Here is a 16892-nt window from a genome sequence, read left to right on the forward strand (position 1 = left end):
AGGGGTCGGAGCGGGCACGTTCGCCGTACGGGGTCAGGCGCGGTCCGCCGGGATCGCCTCGGCCGGTTCGGCGGGGGCGACCACCTCCGCCGAGCGGGCCGGTTCCCCGTCCGCGGGCGTCGTACGGGCGGGCAGCAGGGACAGGACCGCCTGGCGGGCGGGTTCCGGCGTCGCCTCGTCGTAGGGGTCCGGGGTGGCCGGGACCTGGAGGCGGTGGACCGGGCCGGAGCCCAGACGGGCGTAGCCGCGGCCCGGGGGGATCTGGTCCGGCGGGGTGGTGTGCGGGGGCGCGCCCAGGAACGCGGCGACCTGCTGGGGGGACGACGGGCCGAGGACCACCCGCGCGCGGGTGTGCTGGCCGATCGCCTCGCTCAGGTTGTCCGCGCTGTCGAACTGCTCGGCCACCACCACCGTCACCCCCGCCGCCCGCCCGTGCCGCAGCGGGACCTGCAGCAGGGCCTGCGGGTCGGTGCGGTGCTCCGCCTCCGCGAGGTGGGTGAAGACGGTCGGGCGGTCCAGGAGGACCCACAGGGGACGTGTGGTGTCCTCCGGCGGCGGACTGCCCGCCTGCCGGGCCTGGTTGACCGCGACCAGCCGCCGCTCGGTTTCCTGCGCGGCCCACTCCAGGCCGGTCACCGCCCCCGCCGGGGCGCATTCCACGGCCAGCACGCCCTCCCGGCCGATCAGGCAGGAGTACTCACCCGTGCCGCCGCCGTCGACGATCATGACGTCGCCGTGCCGCAGCGCCTGGAGGGCGATGGAGCGCACCAGCGTGGACGTGCCGCTGCCGGGCTGGCCCATGATCAGCAGATGCGGCTCGGGCGAGCGGCTGCCGGTACGCCAGACCACCGGGGGTACGTCGCGTTCCTCCTCGCCGTAGGAGAGCGGGAGGGTGCGCTGCACCTCGTCGGGGTCGGTGAAGCCGAGCACCGTCTCACCCGGCGCGGTGACGAAGCGCTGGGCGGTGATGCCGGTGGGCAGGGCGGCGAGGACGCTCAGCGTGAGCCGGTTGCCCTCCTCCTCCCACGCGAAGCGGTACTCCCGGCCCCGCCCGGCCTTGGCGGTCAGCAGCCGCTCGACCCGCGCGCGGGACTCCGGGTCGCCGTCCGGGAAGTACGCCGGGTAGCGGATGACGACGCGCTCGAGCCGCCCGCCGTCGTCGAACTCGTGCTCCGTGAACACCGTCCCCCACTCGCCGCCGTGCGCGTACAGCGGGGCCGGGTCGTCGGCCATGGAGAAGCACGGCACCAGGGCCTCGTACAACGACTGGAGCCGCTCCAGCTGGGCGTCGTCGGGGCCCTCGGGGGCGGCCGGGGCGTGGTCGCGTCCGTACCAGGCCGCCGCGACCATCAGGGACACGGCGGCCAGCAGCGGGCCGTACGGCATCAGCGCCACGGCCATGATCACGGCGGCGGCCAGGAACAGCAGGGGCCCCCGCTTGTCCTTCGGGGTGGCCGTGAACCTGTCCCGCCCGACCAGGGCCAGTCGGCGCAGGCCGCGCGAGATGGTGATCAGGGGGTGGAGGACGTCCGTGGCGCTGTCGGCCGCCGTCCGGGCCAGCTCCCGGCTCCGGGCGAGCTGGGTGCGGGCGAGCTGCGCGCTGTCCTTGCTCAGAATGCGGGGGAGTGGGCGCCGGGCCACTGCTGTCTCCTGTTGGTGCGTACGGGCGTGGGGAGACTCCCCCTCGGACGGGACCCGCCGGTCCGCGTGGCCTCGGGGGAGGAGCGGGGTCAGAACTTGATGCCGCCGAGGAGGCTCGCCAGGCTCTCGCCGCCCGCCTTGATGCTGGGCGCGATCGCCGTGCTCGCCAGGTAGAAGCCGAACAGGGCCGAGACGACGGCGTGCGAACCCTTGAGCCCGTCCTTGCGGAAGAACAGGAAGACGATGATGCCGAGCAGGACCACGCCGGACATGGAGAGGATCATTTGGGACCTCCTGGTGTCGAAGGGGGGACAGTCACCATGAGTACTTCCAGGATCACAGAATGTATCCATACGATAAAAGGTGCAAGTGGGTGAAATTCGGTGTTTTTCCCACGAGTGGTGGAGCCGCCGGTCACCCGGCCGGGCAGCGCGCCCGCGCCGGTGCGCGAGCCAGTACGCTGGCGATTCACCCGAACGGAAGTCATGAGAGGCGGTCCGGCCGATGAGCGAAGCCCCCGACCCGGAGGTCGTGGAGCTGGCGACCAAGATCTTCGATCTCGCCCGGCAGGGGCGGACCGAGGAACTGGTGGCCTACGTCGACGCCGGTGTCCCGGTCGGCCTCACCAACGACCGCGGTGACTGCCTGGTGATGCTTGCCGCGTACCACGGGCACGCCGACGCGGTCCGCGCGCTGCTCCAGCGCGGCGCCGACGCCGACCGGATCAACGACCGGGGGCAGACCCCGCTCGCCGGAGCCGTCTTCAAGGGCGAGACCGCGGTCATCCGGGCCCTGCTCGACAGCGGTGCCGACCCGGCCGCGGGAACCCCCTCGGCGATCGACACCGCCCGCATGTTCGGCAAGATCGAACTACTGGAACTGTTCGGCGCGCGCTGACACTTGGACGACCGGCTCCGCGAGGGGCCGGAGATCAACGGGGGGAGGCGGAGGGGGACCGCCGTAAATACGGTCGCGGCGGCACAAACCGCGGGTCATCATGACGACGTGATTCACGGACGTGGTGGCTGGGCAGGAGATGCCGCACCACGCGGGCCGTGAAGCGGCCCGCAAGGGGCCCCGACGAGAGGCAGAGAAATGGGTAGCGGCAAGCAAGAGACGGCGGGCGCTCCGACGTTGTGTCACGCGGCCAGGTGATGAGTGATCCCCGGTTGCGTCGACGCTTGATGTGAGGCTGTTTCCCATGTTCGATCCGGTCATAGCGCCCAGCGGTACCCTGCTCGGCCTGCTCCAGCGGGGCCGGGGCGACGGCACCCTGCACGCGCTCACCGCCCCCCGCGCGGAAGCGCTCCAGGCCCTCGACCACTGTGTGCTCCACGATCCCCGCCACGACTGGCAGGTGGAGAACCGCTCCCTGTACTACGCGCGCCTCTACCTCGACCTGAACGGCGGGCTGGACGCCATCGAGGCCCACCTCCTCGACCCCGAGGACGCCCTGCACACCGACGAGTCCCGCACCGGGCTCGCCCTCGCCGTCCTCGGCCACCTCGCCTCCTACGGCAGGCTCGACGCGCTCGCCCTGCTGCGCCGGTACGCGGCTCAGGGCGCCAACTGGGCCTGGGCGCTGGACGAGCTGGCCCTGCGCGACGACGACGCGGGCCTGCGCGCCCTCGCCGCCCCCGTCCTGGCCCGCTTCGGCACCGACCCGGCCGGGGAGGCCGAGCTCGCCGCCGCCGTCCGCGACGCCTTCGAACCGAGGCCCTGGCGCCTGTGGGCCGACGACCCGCGCGCCTTCGTCTCCACCCGTGTGCGGGCCGCCCGCGAGGCCGGCAGCTTCGACCGCTGGCAGCAGCAGATGCGGCCCTCCGGGCCCCGCCCCGGCTGGAGCGTGGACGCCGTCTTCGCCTGGGCCCAGCAGGGCCTCGAGCGCGGCGCCGCCCTCCATGTCCCCGCCGCCCGCTGCCTGGTCGCCGTCGCGGCGCCCGAGGACCGGCCGGAGATCCTCGCCGCCGCCCGCGCGGGCACCGACGGCGCCCGCTGCACCGCCCTGCGCTATCTCGCCGACAGCGAGGCGCCCGAGACACTCGACCTGGTCGAGGCCGCCGTCGCGGACGGGACCGGGATCGTCGTGGACGCCGCCCTCGACGCCTTCGAGCGGATGCGGACCCCGGCCGCCGTCGACCGCGCCCGCCGCTGGGCCCAGCGGCCCGACGCGCTCGGCGCCGCCGCCGGGCGTGTCCTCGCCTGCCGGGGCGGCGCCCAGGACAGCGACCTCGTCCTCGGCGCCCTGCGCGAGGCCGTACGGGGTGAGGGCCCCGACGCGCCGACCCTGTGGACCCTGGTCGACGGCGCCGGACGCCTGGGCATCGCCTGCGCGGCGCCCGTACTGCGCCATGTCTACCGGGAGACGGCCTCCTCCCATCTGCGCGGCCGCGCGGCCCGCGCCCTCGCGGCCACCGACCCCTCCTTCGCCGCCGGGTTCGCCGTCGAGTGCCTCTGGGACTGCGAGGAGACCACCCGCGAACTGGCCGCCCGCCACGCCGAGACCGGCGACGCCCGCGTCGTCGAACGCCTCCGCCGCCTGGCCGCCGACCCGGCCGAGGAGGACGAGGTCCAGACGGCGGTCCGCAGCCGCTTCGAACAGGACCCGCAGACCCTGTGAGCCGACGGGCCCGTCGGATCACCGGCGGGCCCGTACGGGCACGAAGCGCAGCGGAGTCCCCGGCCTCGCCTGGGCCGCGCCCGGCAGGTCCGCCGGGTGGACCACCGCCGGGACCGGGTAGCCGCCGGTCGTGGGATGGTCGGCCAGGAAGATCAGGGGCAGGCCGTCCGGCGGTACCTGGATCGCCCCCCACACCATTCCCTCGCTGGGGAGTTCGCCCGACCGGGCCCGTTCCAGCGTGGGCCCCTCCGTGCGCAGGCCGATGCGGTTGCTGGCCGGGGAGACGCGGTACGTACGGCTCGTCAGGGTGCCGAGGGCCCGCGGGGTGAACCAGTCCTCGCGAGGCCCCGGCGTCACCCGGAGCACCAGCTCGGCCGGGGGCGCGGGCTGCGGGGCGGTGTCCAGGCGGGCCGGGGCGGCCGTCGGCGGGCCCAGCGGAAGCACCACGTCGTCCGCGAGGGGCGGTGGGCCCAGGCCCGACAACAGGTCCGTGGCCCGGCTGCCGAGCACCGGTTCCACCGCGACCCCGCCCGACACCGCGACGTAGGTCCGCACCCCCGCCACCGCCGCCCCCACCTCCAGCACCTCGCCCGCCGCCACCCGGACCGGCGCACCCCACGGGGCCGGACGGCCGCCCACCCTCACCGGGCAGGGCGCGCCGCCCACCGCGAAGGTCACCGCCGAACGGGCCCGTACGGCACAGCCGTCGAGCGTCGTCTCCAGCACGGCCGCGTCCGGGGAGTTGCCGACCAGCCGGTTGACGAGCGCCGCCGCGGGCGGGTCGAGGGCGCCGGAGCGGGGGACACCCAGGTGGGCGTGGCCGGGCCGCCCCCGGTCCTGCACGGTCGTCAGCGCCCCCGCCCGCACCACCACCAGCGCACGGTCCGTCACGCGACCCCCACCGGGACGAAGCGCACCCGCGTGCCCGGCGCCAGCAGGGCGGCCGGTTCCCGCGCGGTGTCCCACAGCACGGCGTCCGTACGGCCGATCAACCGCCAGCCGCCCGGCGACGCACGCGGATACACCCCGGTGTACGGCCCGGCCAGCGCGACCGACCCGGCCGGGACCGCCGTACGCGGGGTGGACCGGCGGGGCACGTGCCGGTGCTCGGGCAGGCCGGTGAGGTAGCCGAAGCCGGGGGCGAAGCCGCAGAAGGCCACCGTGAAGCCGGTGCCCGCGTGGATCTCGGCCACCTCGCGCGGCGCCACCCCCCAGTGCGCGGCGACCTCGACGAGGTCCGGTCCGTCGTAGCGCACCGGGAGTTCGACCGGGGCGGACGTGGCCTCGGGAGCGGGCGGCACCTCGGCGGCGGTGAGTTCGGCGGCCCGGCGTACCGGGTCGTCCACGCCGTCGAGCAGCACCGTGCGGGCCGCCGGGACGATCTCGCGGGCGGACAGCGAGCCCGCCGCGCGCCGCCGCAGCAACTCGGCGTGCAGCGCCCGCGCCTGCTCGGCCGAGCCCACCTCCAGCAGCAGCGCGTCCGGGCCCACCGGCAGCGCCCTCACGCGAACGCCTCGACCGGCACGCCCGCCGACGCCAGCCGGGTCCGTACCCGCCGGGCCAGTTCGACCGCGCCGGGGGTGTCGCCGTGCAGGCACAGGGAACGGGCCCGTACCGGGACGCGGGCTCCCGAGAGCGCGGTCACCTCGCCGGAGCGGGCGAGGTCCAGGGAGCGCGCCACCACCGCCTCCGGGTCGCTGACCACGGCACCCTCCCGGTCGCGCGGCACGAGCGTGCCCTCGTCGGTGTAGGCGCGGTCCGCGAACGCCTCCGGCACGGCGCGCAGGCCCGCCTTCGCGGCCACCTCCAGCAGGCGCGAGCCGGGCAGCCCCAGCACCGGCAGCCGGGCGTCCGCGAGGAGCACCCCCTCGACCACCGCGCGGGCCTGCTCCTCGTCGCGCACCACCCGGTTGTAGAGCGCGCCATGCGGCTTGACGTACGCCACGCAGGCGCCCGCCGCCCGCGCGAACACCTCCAACGCGCCGATCTGGTAGGCGACTTCGGCCGCCAGCTCGGCGGACGGCACATCCATCGCGCGCCGCCCGAAACCGGCGAGGTCCCGGTAGGACACCTGGGCGCCGATCACCACCCCGCGCGCGGCCGCCAGCTCGCACACCCGGCGCATGGTGGCCGCGTCCCCGGCGTGGAAGCCGCAGGCCACATTGGCGCTGGTGACGACGGACAGCAGCCCCTCGTCGTCGGTCAGCAGCCAGCGGCCGAAGCCCTCGCCCAGGTCGGCGTTGAGATCGACCGGTTCGGTCACGGTCATGGGGCAGGTACCTCCTCGGGTACGCGGATCAGTCGACGCTCGGGTACGCGGATCAGTCGACGCCGACCACGCGGTACTGCTCGTCGCGCGCGTCGGTCAGGAACATCTGCCCCGGCGCGTGGGTGAGGGCGAACGGCGGCCGGGACGCCATCACCGCCGCCTGCGGGGTCACCCCGCACGCCCAGAACACCGGGATGTCGTCCGGCGCCGTCTCCACCGGATCGCCGAAGTCGGGCCGGGCCAGGTCGGTTATGCCGAGGGCGGCCGGGTCGCCGCAGTGCACCGGGCCGCCGTGCACGGCGGGCAGCAGCCCGCTCTCCCGGATCGCCGCCCGCAGATGCTCCGGCGGCACCGGGCGCATCGACACCACCATCGGCCCGCGCAGCCGCCCCGCCGGACGGCACTCCCGGTCGGTCACGTACATCGGCACGTTGCGGCCCTGCTCGACATGGCGGATCGGCACACCCGCCCCGGCGAGCGCCCACTCGAAGGTGAAGCTGCACCCCAGCAGGAACGCCACCAGGTCGTCCCGCCAGTACTCCCGCGCATCCGTCGGCTCGGCCACCAGCTCGCCGTCCCGCCACACCCGGTAACGCGGCAGATCGGTGCGCAGATCCGCGCCCGGCGCCAGGACGGTGGTGACCGCGCCCGCGTCCGTCACGTCCAGCACCGGGCACGGCCGGGGGTTGCGCTGGCAGAACAGCAGCATGTCGTAGGCCCATTCGGCGGGCACCGCGATCAGGTTGGCCTGGGTGTGGCCCGCGGCGACACCCGCCGTGGGGCCCGCCAGGCCCGCCCGGAAGCGGGCCCGCGCGGTCGCCGGGCTCCAGTCCCGCGCGCCCGTCTCGTCCAGAAGCACCGGACGGTCGCCGGTCAGGTCGGGGCGGGTCATGCCAGCTCCCGTCCGCGCGTCTCCGGCAGCCCGAACAGCGCCAGCGCCGCCAGCCCGTAGCCCGCCGCGCCGAACGCCAGCGCGCCGCCGAGGCCCCAGCCGTCGGCCAGGAAGCCGACCAGCGTCGGGAAGACCGCGCCCACCGCGCGACCGGTGTTGTACGTGAAGCCCTGCCCCGTACCGCGCACCGCTGCCGGGTACAGCTCGCTCAGGTAGGAGCCGAAGCCGCTGAAGATGGCCGACATGCAGAAGCCGAGCGGGAAGCCCAGCACCAGCAGCACGGTGCCCGCGCCGGGCGGGATGTTCGCGTACGCCAGCACACAGACCGCCGACAGCAGCGCGAACAGCCAGATGGTGCGGCGGCGGCCCAGCCGGTCGGTGAGATGGCCGCCCGTCAGATAGCCGAGGAAGGCCCCGGAGATCAGCAGCGCCAGATAGCCGCCGGTACCGACGACCGACAGCCCGCGCTCGGTCTTCAGATACGTCGGCACCCAGGTCGCCAGCGTGTAATAGCCGCCCTGCACACCGGTCGACAGCAGGCTGGCGAAGAGGGTGACGCGCAGCAGGCCCGGCTGCCCGGCCGTGCCCGGCCGGAAGATCGCCGTGAACGACCCGCGTTCCGGGCTGCGTTCACGGGCCGCCGCGGCCTCGGGCGCGTCCTTCACCTCGCGCCGCAGCCACACCACCAGCAGCGCGGGCAGCGCCCCGGTCCAGAACAGCACCCGCCAGGCGAGGTCCTCGCCGACGAAGGAGAACACCAGCGTGTAGACGATCGCGGCCAGACCCCAGCCGACCGCCCAGGAACTCTGCACCACACCGAGGGTGCGCCCCCGGTGCCGCGCGCTCGCGTACTCGGCGACCAGGATCGCGCCGACCGCCCACTCGCCGCCGAACCCGAGCCCCTGGAGGGCGCGGAAGAGCAGCAGCGTCTCGTAGGTGGGGGCGAAGCCGCAGGCCACGGTGAACACCGCGTACGTGACGACGGTGATCATCAGCGCCCGGACCCGGCCGATCCGGTCCGCGACCATGCCCGCCAGGGCGCCGCCGACGGCGGAGACCACGAGCGTGACGGTGGTGAACAGGCCGGTCTGGCCGCTGTCGAGGTGGAAGTACGCGGCCAGCGCGACCATGGTCAGCGGCAGCGTGAAGTAGTCGTAGGAGTCGAGGGCGTAGCCGCCAAAGGCTCCGGCGAAGGCGCGCCGGCCACGCGGGCCCAGGGCGCGGAACCAGCCCAACGGGCCTTCTTCGTGGACGGGTTGGTCAGGGACGGCGGTCAGCTCGGGAGGGGGAGTCGTGCTCATGGGCGGCACCTCGCAGAAGCGTGAGGGGGGTGCGGGTCGGTGAGCAGTGCGGGGTCGTGCGGACACGGGCCTCGTGGGGGAGGGCCGTGCCGAGCACCGTAGAGGATCGTTCAACGATCCTTCAATGGGTACGTTGTCCCGGCCCCGGCCGTGCGGTTGAATTCCGGGCATGGCAGAGCAGTCGCACCAACTCGCCGACGACCGCGCCCTCCTGGGCCGGACCAGCACCGCCGAACGCGTCTCCGACATCCTCCGGAGCCGCATCGCGGAGGGCTATTTCCCGCCAGGCACCCGGCTGTCGGAGGACAGCATCGGCGGCGCCCTCGGGGTGTCCCGCAACACCCTGCGCGAGGCGTTCCGGCTGCTCACCCATGAACGGCTGCTGGTCCACGAACTCAACCGGGGCGTCTTCGTCCGGGTGCTGAGCGTCGCGGACGTGGAGGACATCTACCGCACCCGCGCGCTGGTCGAGTGCGCCGTCGTACGCGGCCTCGGCGAACCCCCCTACGCCCTCGACGGGCTCGTCGGCGCGGTCACCGAGGGGGAGGCGTCAGCGCGGGAAAGTGACTGGAAATCGCTGGGGACGGCCAACTTCCACTTCCACCGGGAACTGGTCGCGCTGGCCCGCAGCGCACGCACCGACGAGCTGATGCGCAGCGTGTTCGCCGAACTCCGGCTCGCCTTCCACCACGTGGACCACCCGCGCCGCCTCCACGAGCCCTACCTCGCCCGCAACCGCCAGATCCTCGACGCCCTGCGCGCCGGAGACCGGGGCGCGGCGGAAGAGCTGCTGGCGACCTACCTCGCCGACTCCCTCGAACGCGTGCTGGAGGTGTACCGGCGCCGGGTCGACGAGGAGTGAGACACCCCCCGGCGCAGGGCCTCACGCGTCGCTGTGACGGCCGTCGCTTCCACACCGTTTGGGTGGTTGTCGGACCGAGGACCTAATCTGTGCACCGTGACTTCGCCTGCACCGACGGACCGCGTTCCGCCCCAGCTCAGCGCGGCGCCGCGCCCCGCGCCGGGCCCGGCCGCCGACGAGGGGCTGGCGCGACGGCTGCGCGCGCTCGCCTGCACGGCCCCGCTGCACGACCTGGACGCCCGCAAGGCCAACCTGGCCGGTGAGTACTCGACGTACGGCATGGCCGAGGTGGCGCTCGCCGCCATCGACCTCGTCACGCTCAACATGGACTTCGACACCGGCGCCGACCACGAGCAGATCGTCGCCCGGCTCGTCCCCCGCATCGCCGCCCAGGCCCCCCACCGCACCGCCGCCGAGCACGAGCGCGTGGCCCGCTGGGTGCTGGAGAACCTGATCAACGTCGGCAGCGCCGACCGCGGCTTCCGCGCGGTGTACGGCACCTTCGCCTCCGACGGCACCTATGTCCGCCGCGACTACGACTTCAAGCTCATCGAAGAGGTCCCCGGACCCGGCGGCACGGTCTACCTGCGCACCACCGACGAAGCGGTCAACGTCCTCGTCGGCGCCCTCGACACCGACGTCACCAGCGCCCAGATCGCCGCCGAGGTCAAGCTGGAGGTGCTGATCAACCGGGGCAGGCTGGCCGACGCCCAGCTCGCCGCCGAGCAGGCCCGCTACCGCACCGTGCAGTACTCCGAGACCCTGCGCCGCGCCCTGGACGCCACCCGGCGCAACGTCCGCGCGGTCGACTGGCTCAACTCCGTGCCCGACATGATCGCCGAGGCGCTGGACCACGTGGCCGACCGCTACCGCCACGAGAACGCGATCCTCACCAACATCCGCAAGGCCCGCGACGAGACGGAGGAGCCCGAGCACAAGCGGCGCGCCGCGGAACTCGTCGACATCGTCAAGGACTGCATCCGGCGCCACACCCAGCTCCAGTCCCGGCTGCTGGAGGCGGGGCCGCTGTTCCGCGCCGAGCAGGACCGGCAGGCGTTCGCCACGCCCACGGGGACCTCCGGTCTCGACCTGTACGGGCATCTGGTCGCGCCCACGCTGCCGTTGCCGCTCCAGCAGGCGATCCGGGTCACCGACGCGTTCTTCGCCAGCGGGGTGGGGCTGCGTACGCCGGTGGCGGTGCGGGTGGGGGACCTGGTCGACATTCTGCTCACGCCGCCGGTCGAGCGGGAGCATCTCGGGGCGGAGATGCCGGAGCCGGAGCTGATCGCCACGCCGGACGACAGTCGGTTCTCGGAGCAGCAGGTCGCTGCCGCTCGGGCTCTGCTGGATCTTCCGGCTGACGCTCCTCGGAGGTTGTCGGGGCTGCTGGCGGAGGCTCGGGGTGCGGAGGGGTTCGAGCTGGCGTATCTCGTCGCGCTGATGGCTATTCACGCGGCCAGTCCTGCTGTGGGGACCGCTTATCGGCAGGGGGAGGCGAAGTTGTTGTTCGCTGTCGATGACGGGACTGAGTTGGATGATCCGGATTTTGGTGGGGCGGATCTGATCGTGGGGACTGCCTTGTTGGATGCGGTGGGGATGGCCAGCGATCGGGCGGTGGCCGGGTGAGTGGCTGTCCCGCCGTTGTGGTTGATCGCGCAGTTCCCCGCGCCCCTGGGTGGGCTGCACTTAACCCTGTTTTCAAGATGCCCGAGGAGATCCGACCGTGACCGAGCCCGTCGAGTGGAGTGACGTCGAAGCCCCGGCGGCGCCGTCGGCCGTCACCCCCGCCGATGCCGCCGACGCGGCGCGGCTCGTGGCGTTCGGGTTGCAGCCGAAGTTGCAGCCCGCGCGGGACCAGGAGTACACCGAGCTGCTGCGGCGGTACCGGGAGGACGGGGCGTTCGCGCGGCTCGCCGACGCGGTGGCGACCGGGCTCGGGCTCGTCGTGCTGGAGGTGTCGCCGCGTGCGGGGATGGCCGTGACGGCCGCCGAGGACTCGGTGTTCGCGGTGCGGATGGGGGATTACGCCCGCCGTACCACCGCCGACTCCGCCGACCGTTTCCTGCACGGCCTCGCCCACCTGTCCGTGGCCGCGCTGGCGTTCCCGCGCCCCGAGGATCTGGCCGACGACTCCTACATCGGGCGCGTCACGGTCAACGGGGTGGACGCCTTCGTACGGCAGGCGTGCCGCAGGCTGGAGGAGCGGGCCGAGGAGTCCGGGGAGAACACCGACCCGGTCACCGACGCCCCCGGCCTCGAGTCCGCCTGGCGGATCTGGGCCCGGCGCAGCGCCACCGGCGCCACCAAGGACGCCCGCCGCCCGGCCGCCTCCACCACCGGCATCGTCGCCAAGGCGCTCGGCTTCCTCACCGAGTCCGGGTTCCTCCAGCGCACCGGCGACGACCACGGCGGCACCTACCGCACCACCGCCCGCTACCAGTTGCAGGTGCGGGACATGGCGGGCGGCGCCGCGCTCGCCGAACTGCTGGAGCTGGGCGTCGTCACCGAGACCGGCGGCACCGCCAGCCTGCTGCCCGCCGAGGACACCGACGACCTGGACCTGGTGGCCGACGCCGGACTGCCCTTCCACTCCTGACCCGCCCGCACCTTTTCCGAAGCCCTCACGAGAGTCCGCCATGTACGAGCTGTCCCGCGTCCGCCTCTACTCCATCGGGCCCGCCGGCGCGCGCTACGCCGACACCGTGCTCGACATGCGCGGCGTGGGCGCCCCCGTGCCCGATCCGGCGCCCACGCAGGCGGAGTTCTTCGAGGAGGAGCCGGTCGGCCCGCCCCGCCGACCCGCGCCCGCCGGTGTGCTGTTCCTGGAGAACGGCGGCGGCAAGTCCGTCCTGCTCAAGCTGATCTTCTCGGTGATGCTCCCCGGCCACCGCAACACGCTCGGCGGCGCCAGCTCCGGCGTGCTGCGCAAGTTCCTGCTCGCCGACGACTGCGGGCACGTCGCGCTGGAGTGGCAGCACGTGCAGACCGGCGAGTGCGTGGTCGTCGGCAAGGTCAGCGAGTGGCGGGGCCGTCAGGTCTCCAACGACCCGCGCAAGTTCGCCGAAGCCTGGTACTCGTTCCGGCCCGGCCCCGGTCTGAGCCTGGACAACCTCCCGGTCGCGGAGGCCACCGCCGTACGGCCGCTGGTGGAGGGCGCCTCCGGGGCGCAGGGCCGCCGCCGGACCATGAAGGGCTTCCGGGACGCCCTCACCGAGGCGGGCAAGAACTACCCGCACCTGGAGGCGCACTGGGAGGAGACCCACGAGCGCTGGACCGAGCACCTCGGCGACCTGGGCCTCGACCCCGAACTCTTCCGCTACCAGCGGGAGATGAACGCCGACGAGGGCGAGGCCGCCGGTCTCTTCGCGGTCAAGAAGGACTCCGACTTCACCGACCTGCTGCTGCGCGCCGTCACCGACACCCGCGACACCGACGGTCTCGCCGACCTGGTCAGCGGGTTCGGCAACAAGCTGGGCCGCCGCGCCGAACTCATCGCGGAACGGGACTTCACGGCGGGCTCGGTCGACCTGCTCGGCCGGATCGTCGACGCGGCCGACGCCCGCACCCGCGCGCGGGAGGTGCACACCGGCGCCGAGCGCCGTACCCGCACCCTGGCCCGGCGGCTGTCCGCGCGGGGCGTGCGCGAGCGGGTCCGCGCCTCCGACCTCGCCCAGCGGGTCACCGCCGCCGCCTACGCCGTCACCCACTCCGAGGGCGCCCGCGAGCGCAGCGCACTGGTCGCGGCCGAACTCGCCTACCGGCACGCCTCGTTGGCGCTCGCCGCCGCCGAGAAGGCCGCCGCCGCACAGAAGCGCGAGCTGGCCGACGCCCGCACCCTGTACTCCGCCTGGCAGGCCGCCGAGGCCGTACTGCGGCACCGCGCCGCCGCCGACCGCGTGGCCCGCGTCTCCGCCGCCATCCAGGAGGCCGAGCGGGACGCTGCGCCCGCGCTCGCCGCCCGCGCGAAGGCCGCCGTCGACCTCGTACGCGCCCTGCACGCCGCCGCCGGGAACGCCGAGGCGCTCGCCAACGAGGAGGAGGAGCGCTCCGCCGCCCTCCAGGAGGTCAGCGACGCCGCCTACCGCGACTCCACCTCCGCCGCCACCGACGCCCAGCGGGCCCGCAGCGAGATCGGGCACCTGCGCCAGCGCCTCACCGAGGTCGAGCAGGAGACGGCCGAGGCCGTCCGCGCGGGCTGGCTGGACGACAGCGCCCCCGACGCCGACCCCGCGCGGGCCGCGCTCGCCGCCAGCGACGCCGAGAAGACGGCCGTCGCCGCCTGGGACACCGCCCGGGAGGCGGCCCGCGCGGCCGTCGAGCACGCCCGCGAGACGGCCGCCGCCGAGTCCCGCGCCGAACTCACCGCCGCCCGCGCGGCCGACGCCGCCACCGCCGCCGAACGCGCCCACGAGGCCGAACGCCGTCTCGCGGAGGCGCTCGCCGCCGAGGAGCGGCTCGCGGAACTCCTCAGCCTGCCCGCCGCCGGTGCCACGCGCTCGGCCATCCCGGCCCCGCGCGACGGCTCCGACTCCGGTGAGCCCGTACGCGACAGCGCCGCCGAAGGCCCGCTCACCGCCGAGGAGTTGGACCGCTACGCCGACGAGTTGCGCGGCCTCCTGGACGACGCCGTGTCCGCCGCCGAGCGCACCCTGTTCGACCTGCGCACCGCCGCCGCCGACGACACCCGCATCCTCTCCGCGCTCGGCGACGGCGGCCTGCTGCCGCCCGGCCCCGACGTGCTGGCCACCGTGGAGTACCTGGGCGAGCACGGCATCCCCGCCCTGCCCGGCTGGCGCTACCTGGCCCAGGCCGTCGACCCCGCCGACCACGCGCGCGTGCTCGCCACCCGCCCCGAACTGGTCGACGGTGTGATCATCACCGACCCGGACACCCACGCCCGCGCCCGCGAGGCCCTCGGCGAGGCGGCCCTGCTGCCCCGCTCCGCCGTCGCCGTCGGCACCGCAGCCGCCCTCCTCGCCCCGGCCCCCGCCGCCGAGGCGCAGCCCACCGACGTCTTTCTCGTGCCGCCGAACCCGGCCATGCACGACGAACACGCCGCCGACGAGGAACGCCAGGCCCTGCGCGCCCGGGCCACCGAACGCGACGACGAGATCCGGACGCTCGCCGCCCGCCTCGGCAAGGACCGCGAACTCGCCGCCCGCCTCGCCTCCTGGCGCACCGGCTGCCCCGCCGGACGGATCGTCGAACTCGCCGCCGGAGCCGAGGAGGCCCGCACCTTCGCCGAGGAGACCGAGGCCGAACTCACCGAGACCCGCACCGCCCGCGCGGAGGCCGAGGAGACCGCCGCCGAGGCCACCCGGCTGCGCGACGAACGCCAGGAGTCCGCCCAGCGCGCCAGCCGGGTCGCGGACGCCCTCGCCGGACTCGCGCACCGGCTGCGCGAACGCGCCACCTGGCAGGTCAAGCTCCGCGAACTCGCCGACGACGCCGCCGAGTCCGAGGCCCTTACCCAGTCCTGCCTGGAACGCGCCCGCGCCGCCGACGAGGACCGCCGCGCCACCCAGCGCGCCGCCGACGACGCCCGCCGCACCGCCCGCGCCCTGCGTGCCGAGCGCGCCGAGATCGCGGGCGCCCCGGACGACGTGCCCGAAGCGGAGGGCGGCGCCCCGAAGTCGTCCCTGCCCGCGCTCCGCGAGGCGTACCGGGCCGCCTCCCAGGTGTACGAGAAGGTCGGCGTCGGCGCCGACCTGCGTGCCGAACAGGCCCGCGCCGAGAGCGACGAGAGCGGCGCCCGCGCCGACCTCGACCGGCTCAGCAACAAGGTCCGCACCCGAGCCGAACAGCTCCTCGAGTCGACCGACGGCTCCGACGGGCCCTCCCGGCAGTCGGCTGCCGCCCGCGCCGAGGAACTGGTGCAGCTGCTGGAGACCCGCATGTCGACCGCGAGCGAACAGCTCGGCCGACTGCGCGGCGAGGCCGAACGGCACGCCCCCGAGGACGGCGACGCCCACACCGAGCTGCCCGAGGACCTGCGGCCGCGCGACGCCGAGCACGCCCAGAGCCTGCTGCGCACCGCCACCGCCGAACTCGCCACCCGCACCGAGGCGCTGACCGAGGCCCGCGACGCCCACACCGAACTCCAGCAGGCCCACCGGGCCGCCGAGGACGGCGCGGGCGGCTTCGACGAGATCGCGGCGATGCTCCGCGACCAGCTGCGCGAACCGGCGGCCCAGGACGAAGGGGCCGAGCGGGAGGACCCCGAGCCGTACTCCGGCACCCTCGAGGAGGCCCGGCAGTCGGCCGCCGAGGCCCGCCGCTCGCTGCGCGGCTGCGCCGCCGACCTCTCCACCGCCGACACCGCCGTCCGCGAGGCCAGTGACATCCTGGTCCGGCACGCCAACTCCACCCGCTACGAGCAGGTCCGCACCCCGGCCCGGCAGCAGATCCGCGAACTGCCCGCAGCCGCGCTGCCCGAGCACGCCCAGAAGTGGGCCGACGCTTTCGCACCCCGGCTGCGCGTCCTCACCGACGAGCTGGCCCAGCTGGAGCGCAACCGCGACTCGATCGTGGACCGGCTTCGCGGCCTGGTCGAGTCCTCCCTCGCCACCCTGCGTTCCGCCCAGCGGCTCTCCCGGCTGCCCGAGGGGCTCGGCGAGTGGTCCGGGCAGGAGTTCCTGCGCATCCGCTTCGAGGAGCCCGACCAGGCCACCCTCACCGAGCGGCTCGGCGAGGTCATCGACGAGGCCACCCGGGCCGCCGTCAAGAAGAACTCCGACCTGCGCCGGGACGGCATGTCCCTGCTGCTGCGCGGGGTCGCGGCCGCGCTGCAGCCCAAGGGCGTCGCGGTGGAGATCCTCAAGCCGGACGCGGTGCTGCGCGCCGAGCGGGTCCCGGTCGGGCAGATGGGCGACGTGTTCTCCGGTGGCCAGCTGCTCACCGCCGCCATCGCGCTGTACTGCACGATGGCCGCCCTGCGCTCCAACGACCGGGGCCGCGACAAGCACCGGCACGCGGGCACGCTGTTCCTGGACAACCCCATCGGCCGCGCCAACGCGACCTATCTGCTGGAGCTCCAGCGGGCCGTGTCCGACGCGCTCGGCGTCCAACTGCTGTACACCACTGGCCTGTTCGACACCACCGCGCTGGCCGAGTTCCCGCTCGTCATCCGGCTGCGCAACGACGCCGACCTCCGGGCCGGGCTGAAGTACATCAGCGTGGAGGAGCACCTCCGGCCCGGCCTGCCGCAGCAGCGGCAGGACGGGGACACGGTGCGCAGCGAGATCACCGCGACCCGGATGTACAAGAGGCCGTCGGCGGGCGTGTCGTAGGAGGCTGTGGGGAAGCCG

The 16892-nt window shown here is 74.7% G+C and carries 13 protein-coding genes; 6 read left to right on the plus strand and 7 right to left on the minus strand.

What is annotated here, in order from left to right:
• Positions 1-33 precede the first annotated feature (33 nt).
• The gene (locus tag ACI2LY_RS29855) at positions 34-1641 is read right to left on the minus strand and encodes a hypothetical protein (RefSeq protein WP_404709827.1); all 1608 of its coding nucleotides are present in this window, start codon (positions 1639-1641) and stop codon (positions 34-36) included.
• Positions 1642-1730: 89 nt separating this feature from the next.
• Positions 1731-1925 (minus strand): hypothetical protein, encoded by a 195-nt coding sequence (locus ACI2LY_RS29860; RefSeq protein ID WP_030810431.1) that lies wholly within the window; start codon positions 1923-1925, stop codon positions 1731-1733.
• 220 nt (positions 1926-2145) lie between these two features.
• Here ACI2LY_RS29860 and ACI2LY_RS29865 point away from each other — a divergent pair, with 220 nt between their 5' ends.
• Positions 2146-2538 (plus strand): ankyrin repeat domain-containing protein, encoded by a 393-nt coding sequence (locus ACI2LY_RS29865; RefSeq protein ID WP_404709828.1) that lies wholly within the window; start codon positions 2146-2148, stop codon positions 2536-2538.
• Between the two features lie 304 nt (positions 2539-2842).
• Positions 2843-4261 carry a HEAT repeat domain-containing protein gene (locus ACI2LY_RS29870; RefSeq protein WP_404709829.1) on the plus strand — a complete coding sequence of 473 codons (1419 nt, stop codon included), beginning with the start codon at positions 2843-2845 and terminating at the stop codon, positions 4259-4261.
• An 18-nt stretch (positions 4262-4279) separates the two neighbouring features.
• Here the strand turns inward: ACI2LY_RS29870 and ACI2LY_RS29875 are convergent, their stop codons facing one another.
• From ACI2LY_RS29875 to ACI2LY_RS29895, 5 genes are read right to left on the minus strand one after another with little or no spacing between them, the layout of a single operon-like run.
• Positions 4280-5152: a biotin-dependent carboxyltransferase family protein gene (locus ACI2LY_RS29875; RefSeq protein ID WP_404709830.1), complete on the minus strand. Its 873-nt coding sequence runs from the start codon at positions 5150-5152 to the stop codon at positions 4280-4282.
• Complete coding sequence (locus ACI2LY_RS29880; protein WP_404709831.1) at positions 5149-5766, minus strand: allophanate hydrolase subunit 1; 618 nt, start codon at positions 5764-5766, stop codon at positions 5149-5151. Before ACI2LY_RS29880 ends, ACI2LY_RS29875 begins: the two co-directional genes overlap by 4 nt.
• The gene (locus ACI2LY_RS29885; RefSeq protein ID WP_404709832.1) at positions 5763-6530 is read right to left on the minus strand and encodes a LamB/YcsF family protein; all 768 of its coding nucleotides are present in this window, start codon (positions 6528-6530) and stop codon (positions 5763-5765) included. The genes ACI2LY_RS29880 and ACI2LY_RS29885 overlap by 4 nt, the downstream gene beginning before the upstream one ends.
• Positions 6531-6582: 52 nt before the next feature.
• Positions 6583-7422: a putative hydro-lyase gene (locus tag ACI2LY_RS29890; RefSeq protein WP_404709833.1), complete on the minus strand. Its 840-nt coding sequence runs from the start codon at positions 7420-7422 to the stop codon at positions 6583-6585.
• Positions 7419-8723, minus strand: a complete 1305-nt coding sequence (locus ACI2LY_RS29895) for an MFS transporter (RefSeq protein ID WP_404709834.1) — start codon at positions 8721-8723, stop codon at positions 7419-7421. Before ACI2LY_RS29895 ends, ACI2LY_RS29890 begins: the two co-directional genes overlap by 4 nt.
• Before the next feature lie 169 nt (positions 8724-8892).
• On the opposite strand from ACI2LY_RS29895, the gene ACI2LY_RS29900 reads away from it, so the two are divergent.
• The 4 genes from ACI2LY_RS29900 to ACI2LY_RS29915 all read left to right on the plus strand — a co-directional run bounded on the left by ACI2LY_RS29900 (position 8893) and on the right by ACI2LY_RS29915 (position 16874).
• A complete protein-coding gene (locus ACI2LY_RS29900) occupies positions 8893-9585 on the plus strand; it encodes a GntR family transcriptional regulator (RefSeq protein ID WP_404709835.1) in 693 nt (230 codons plus the stop codon).
• A 96-nt stretch (positions 9586-9681) separates the two neighbouring features.
• Positions 9682-11211, plus strand: a complete 1530-nt coding sequence (locus tag ACI2LY_RS29905) for a hypothetical protein (RefSeq protein ID WP_389004532.1) — start codon at positions 9682-9684, stop codon at positions 11209-11211.
• Between the two features lie 97 nt (positions 11212-11308).
• Positions 11309-12181, plus strand: a complete 873-nt coding sequence (locus tag ACI2LY_RS29910; protein ID WP_404709836.1) for a hypothetical protein — start codon at positions 11309-11311, stop codon at positions 12179-12181.
• 40 nt (positions 12182-12221) lie between these two features.
• Entirely contained in the window at positions 12222-16874 is a 4653-nt protein-coding gene (locus ACI2LY_RS29915) for a hypothetical protein (protein ID WP_404709837.1), read from the plus strand.
• Positions 16875-16892 lie beyond the last annotated feature (18 nt).

The organism is Streptomyces sp. NPDC002176, from assembly GCF_044903645.1.
Taxonomy (GTDB): Bacteria; Actinomycetota; Actinomycetes; order Streptomycetales; family Streptomycetaceae; genus Streptomyces.

Coding starts and splice junctions, on each gene's coding strand:
- ACI2LY_RS29860 (WP_030810431.1), bottom strand. CDS start 1,925: ATGATCCTCTCCATGTCCGGCGTGGTCCTGCTCGGCATCATCGTCTTC.
- ACI2LY_RS29865 (WP_404709828.1), top strand. CDS start 2,146: ATGAGCGAAGCCCCCGACCCGGAGGTCGTGGAGCTGGCGACCAAGATC.
- ACI2LY_RS29870 (WP_404709829.1), top strand. CDS start 2,843: ATGTTCGATCCGGTCATAGCGCCCAGCGGTACCCTGCTCGGCCTGCTC.
- ACI2LY_RS29885 (WP_404709832.1), bottom strand. CDS start 6,530: ATGACCGTGACCGAACCGGTCGATCTCAACGCCGACCTGGGCGAGGGC.
- ACI2LY_RS29890 (WP_404709833.1), bottom strand. CDS start 7,422: ATGACCCGCCCCGACCTGACCGGCGACCGTCCGGTGCTTCTGGACGAG.
- ACI2LY_RS29895 (WP_404709834.1), bottom strand. CDS start 8,723: ATGAGCACGACTCCCCCTCCCGAGCTGACCGCCGTCCCTGACCAACCC.
- ACI2LY_RS29900 (WP_404709835.1), top strand. CDS start 8,893: ATGGCAGAGCAGTCGCACCAACTCGCCGACGACCGCGCCCTCCTGGGC.
- ACI2LY_RS29915 (WP_404709837.1), top strand. CDS start 12,222: ATGTACGAGCTGTCCCGCGTCCGCCTCTACTCCATCGGGCCCGCCGGC.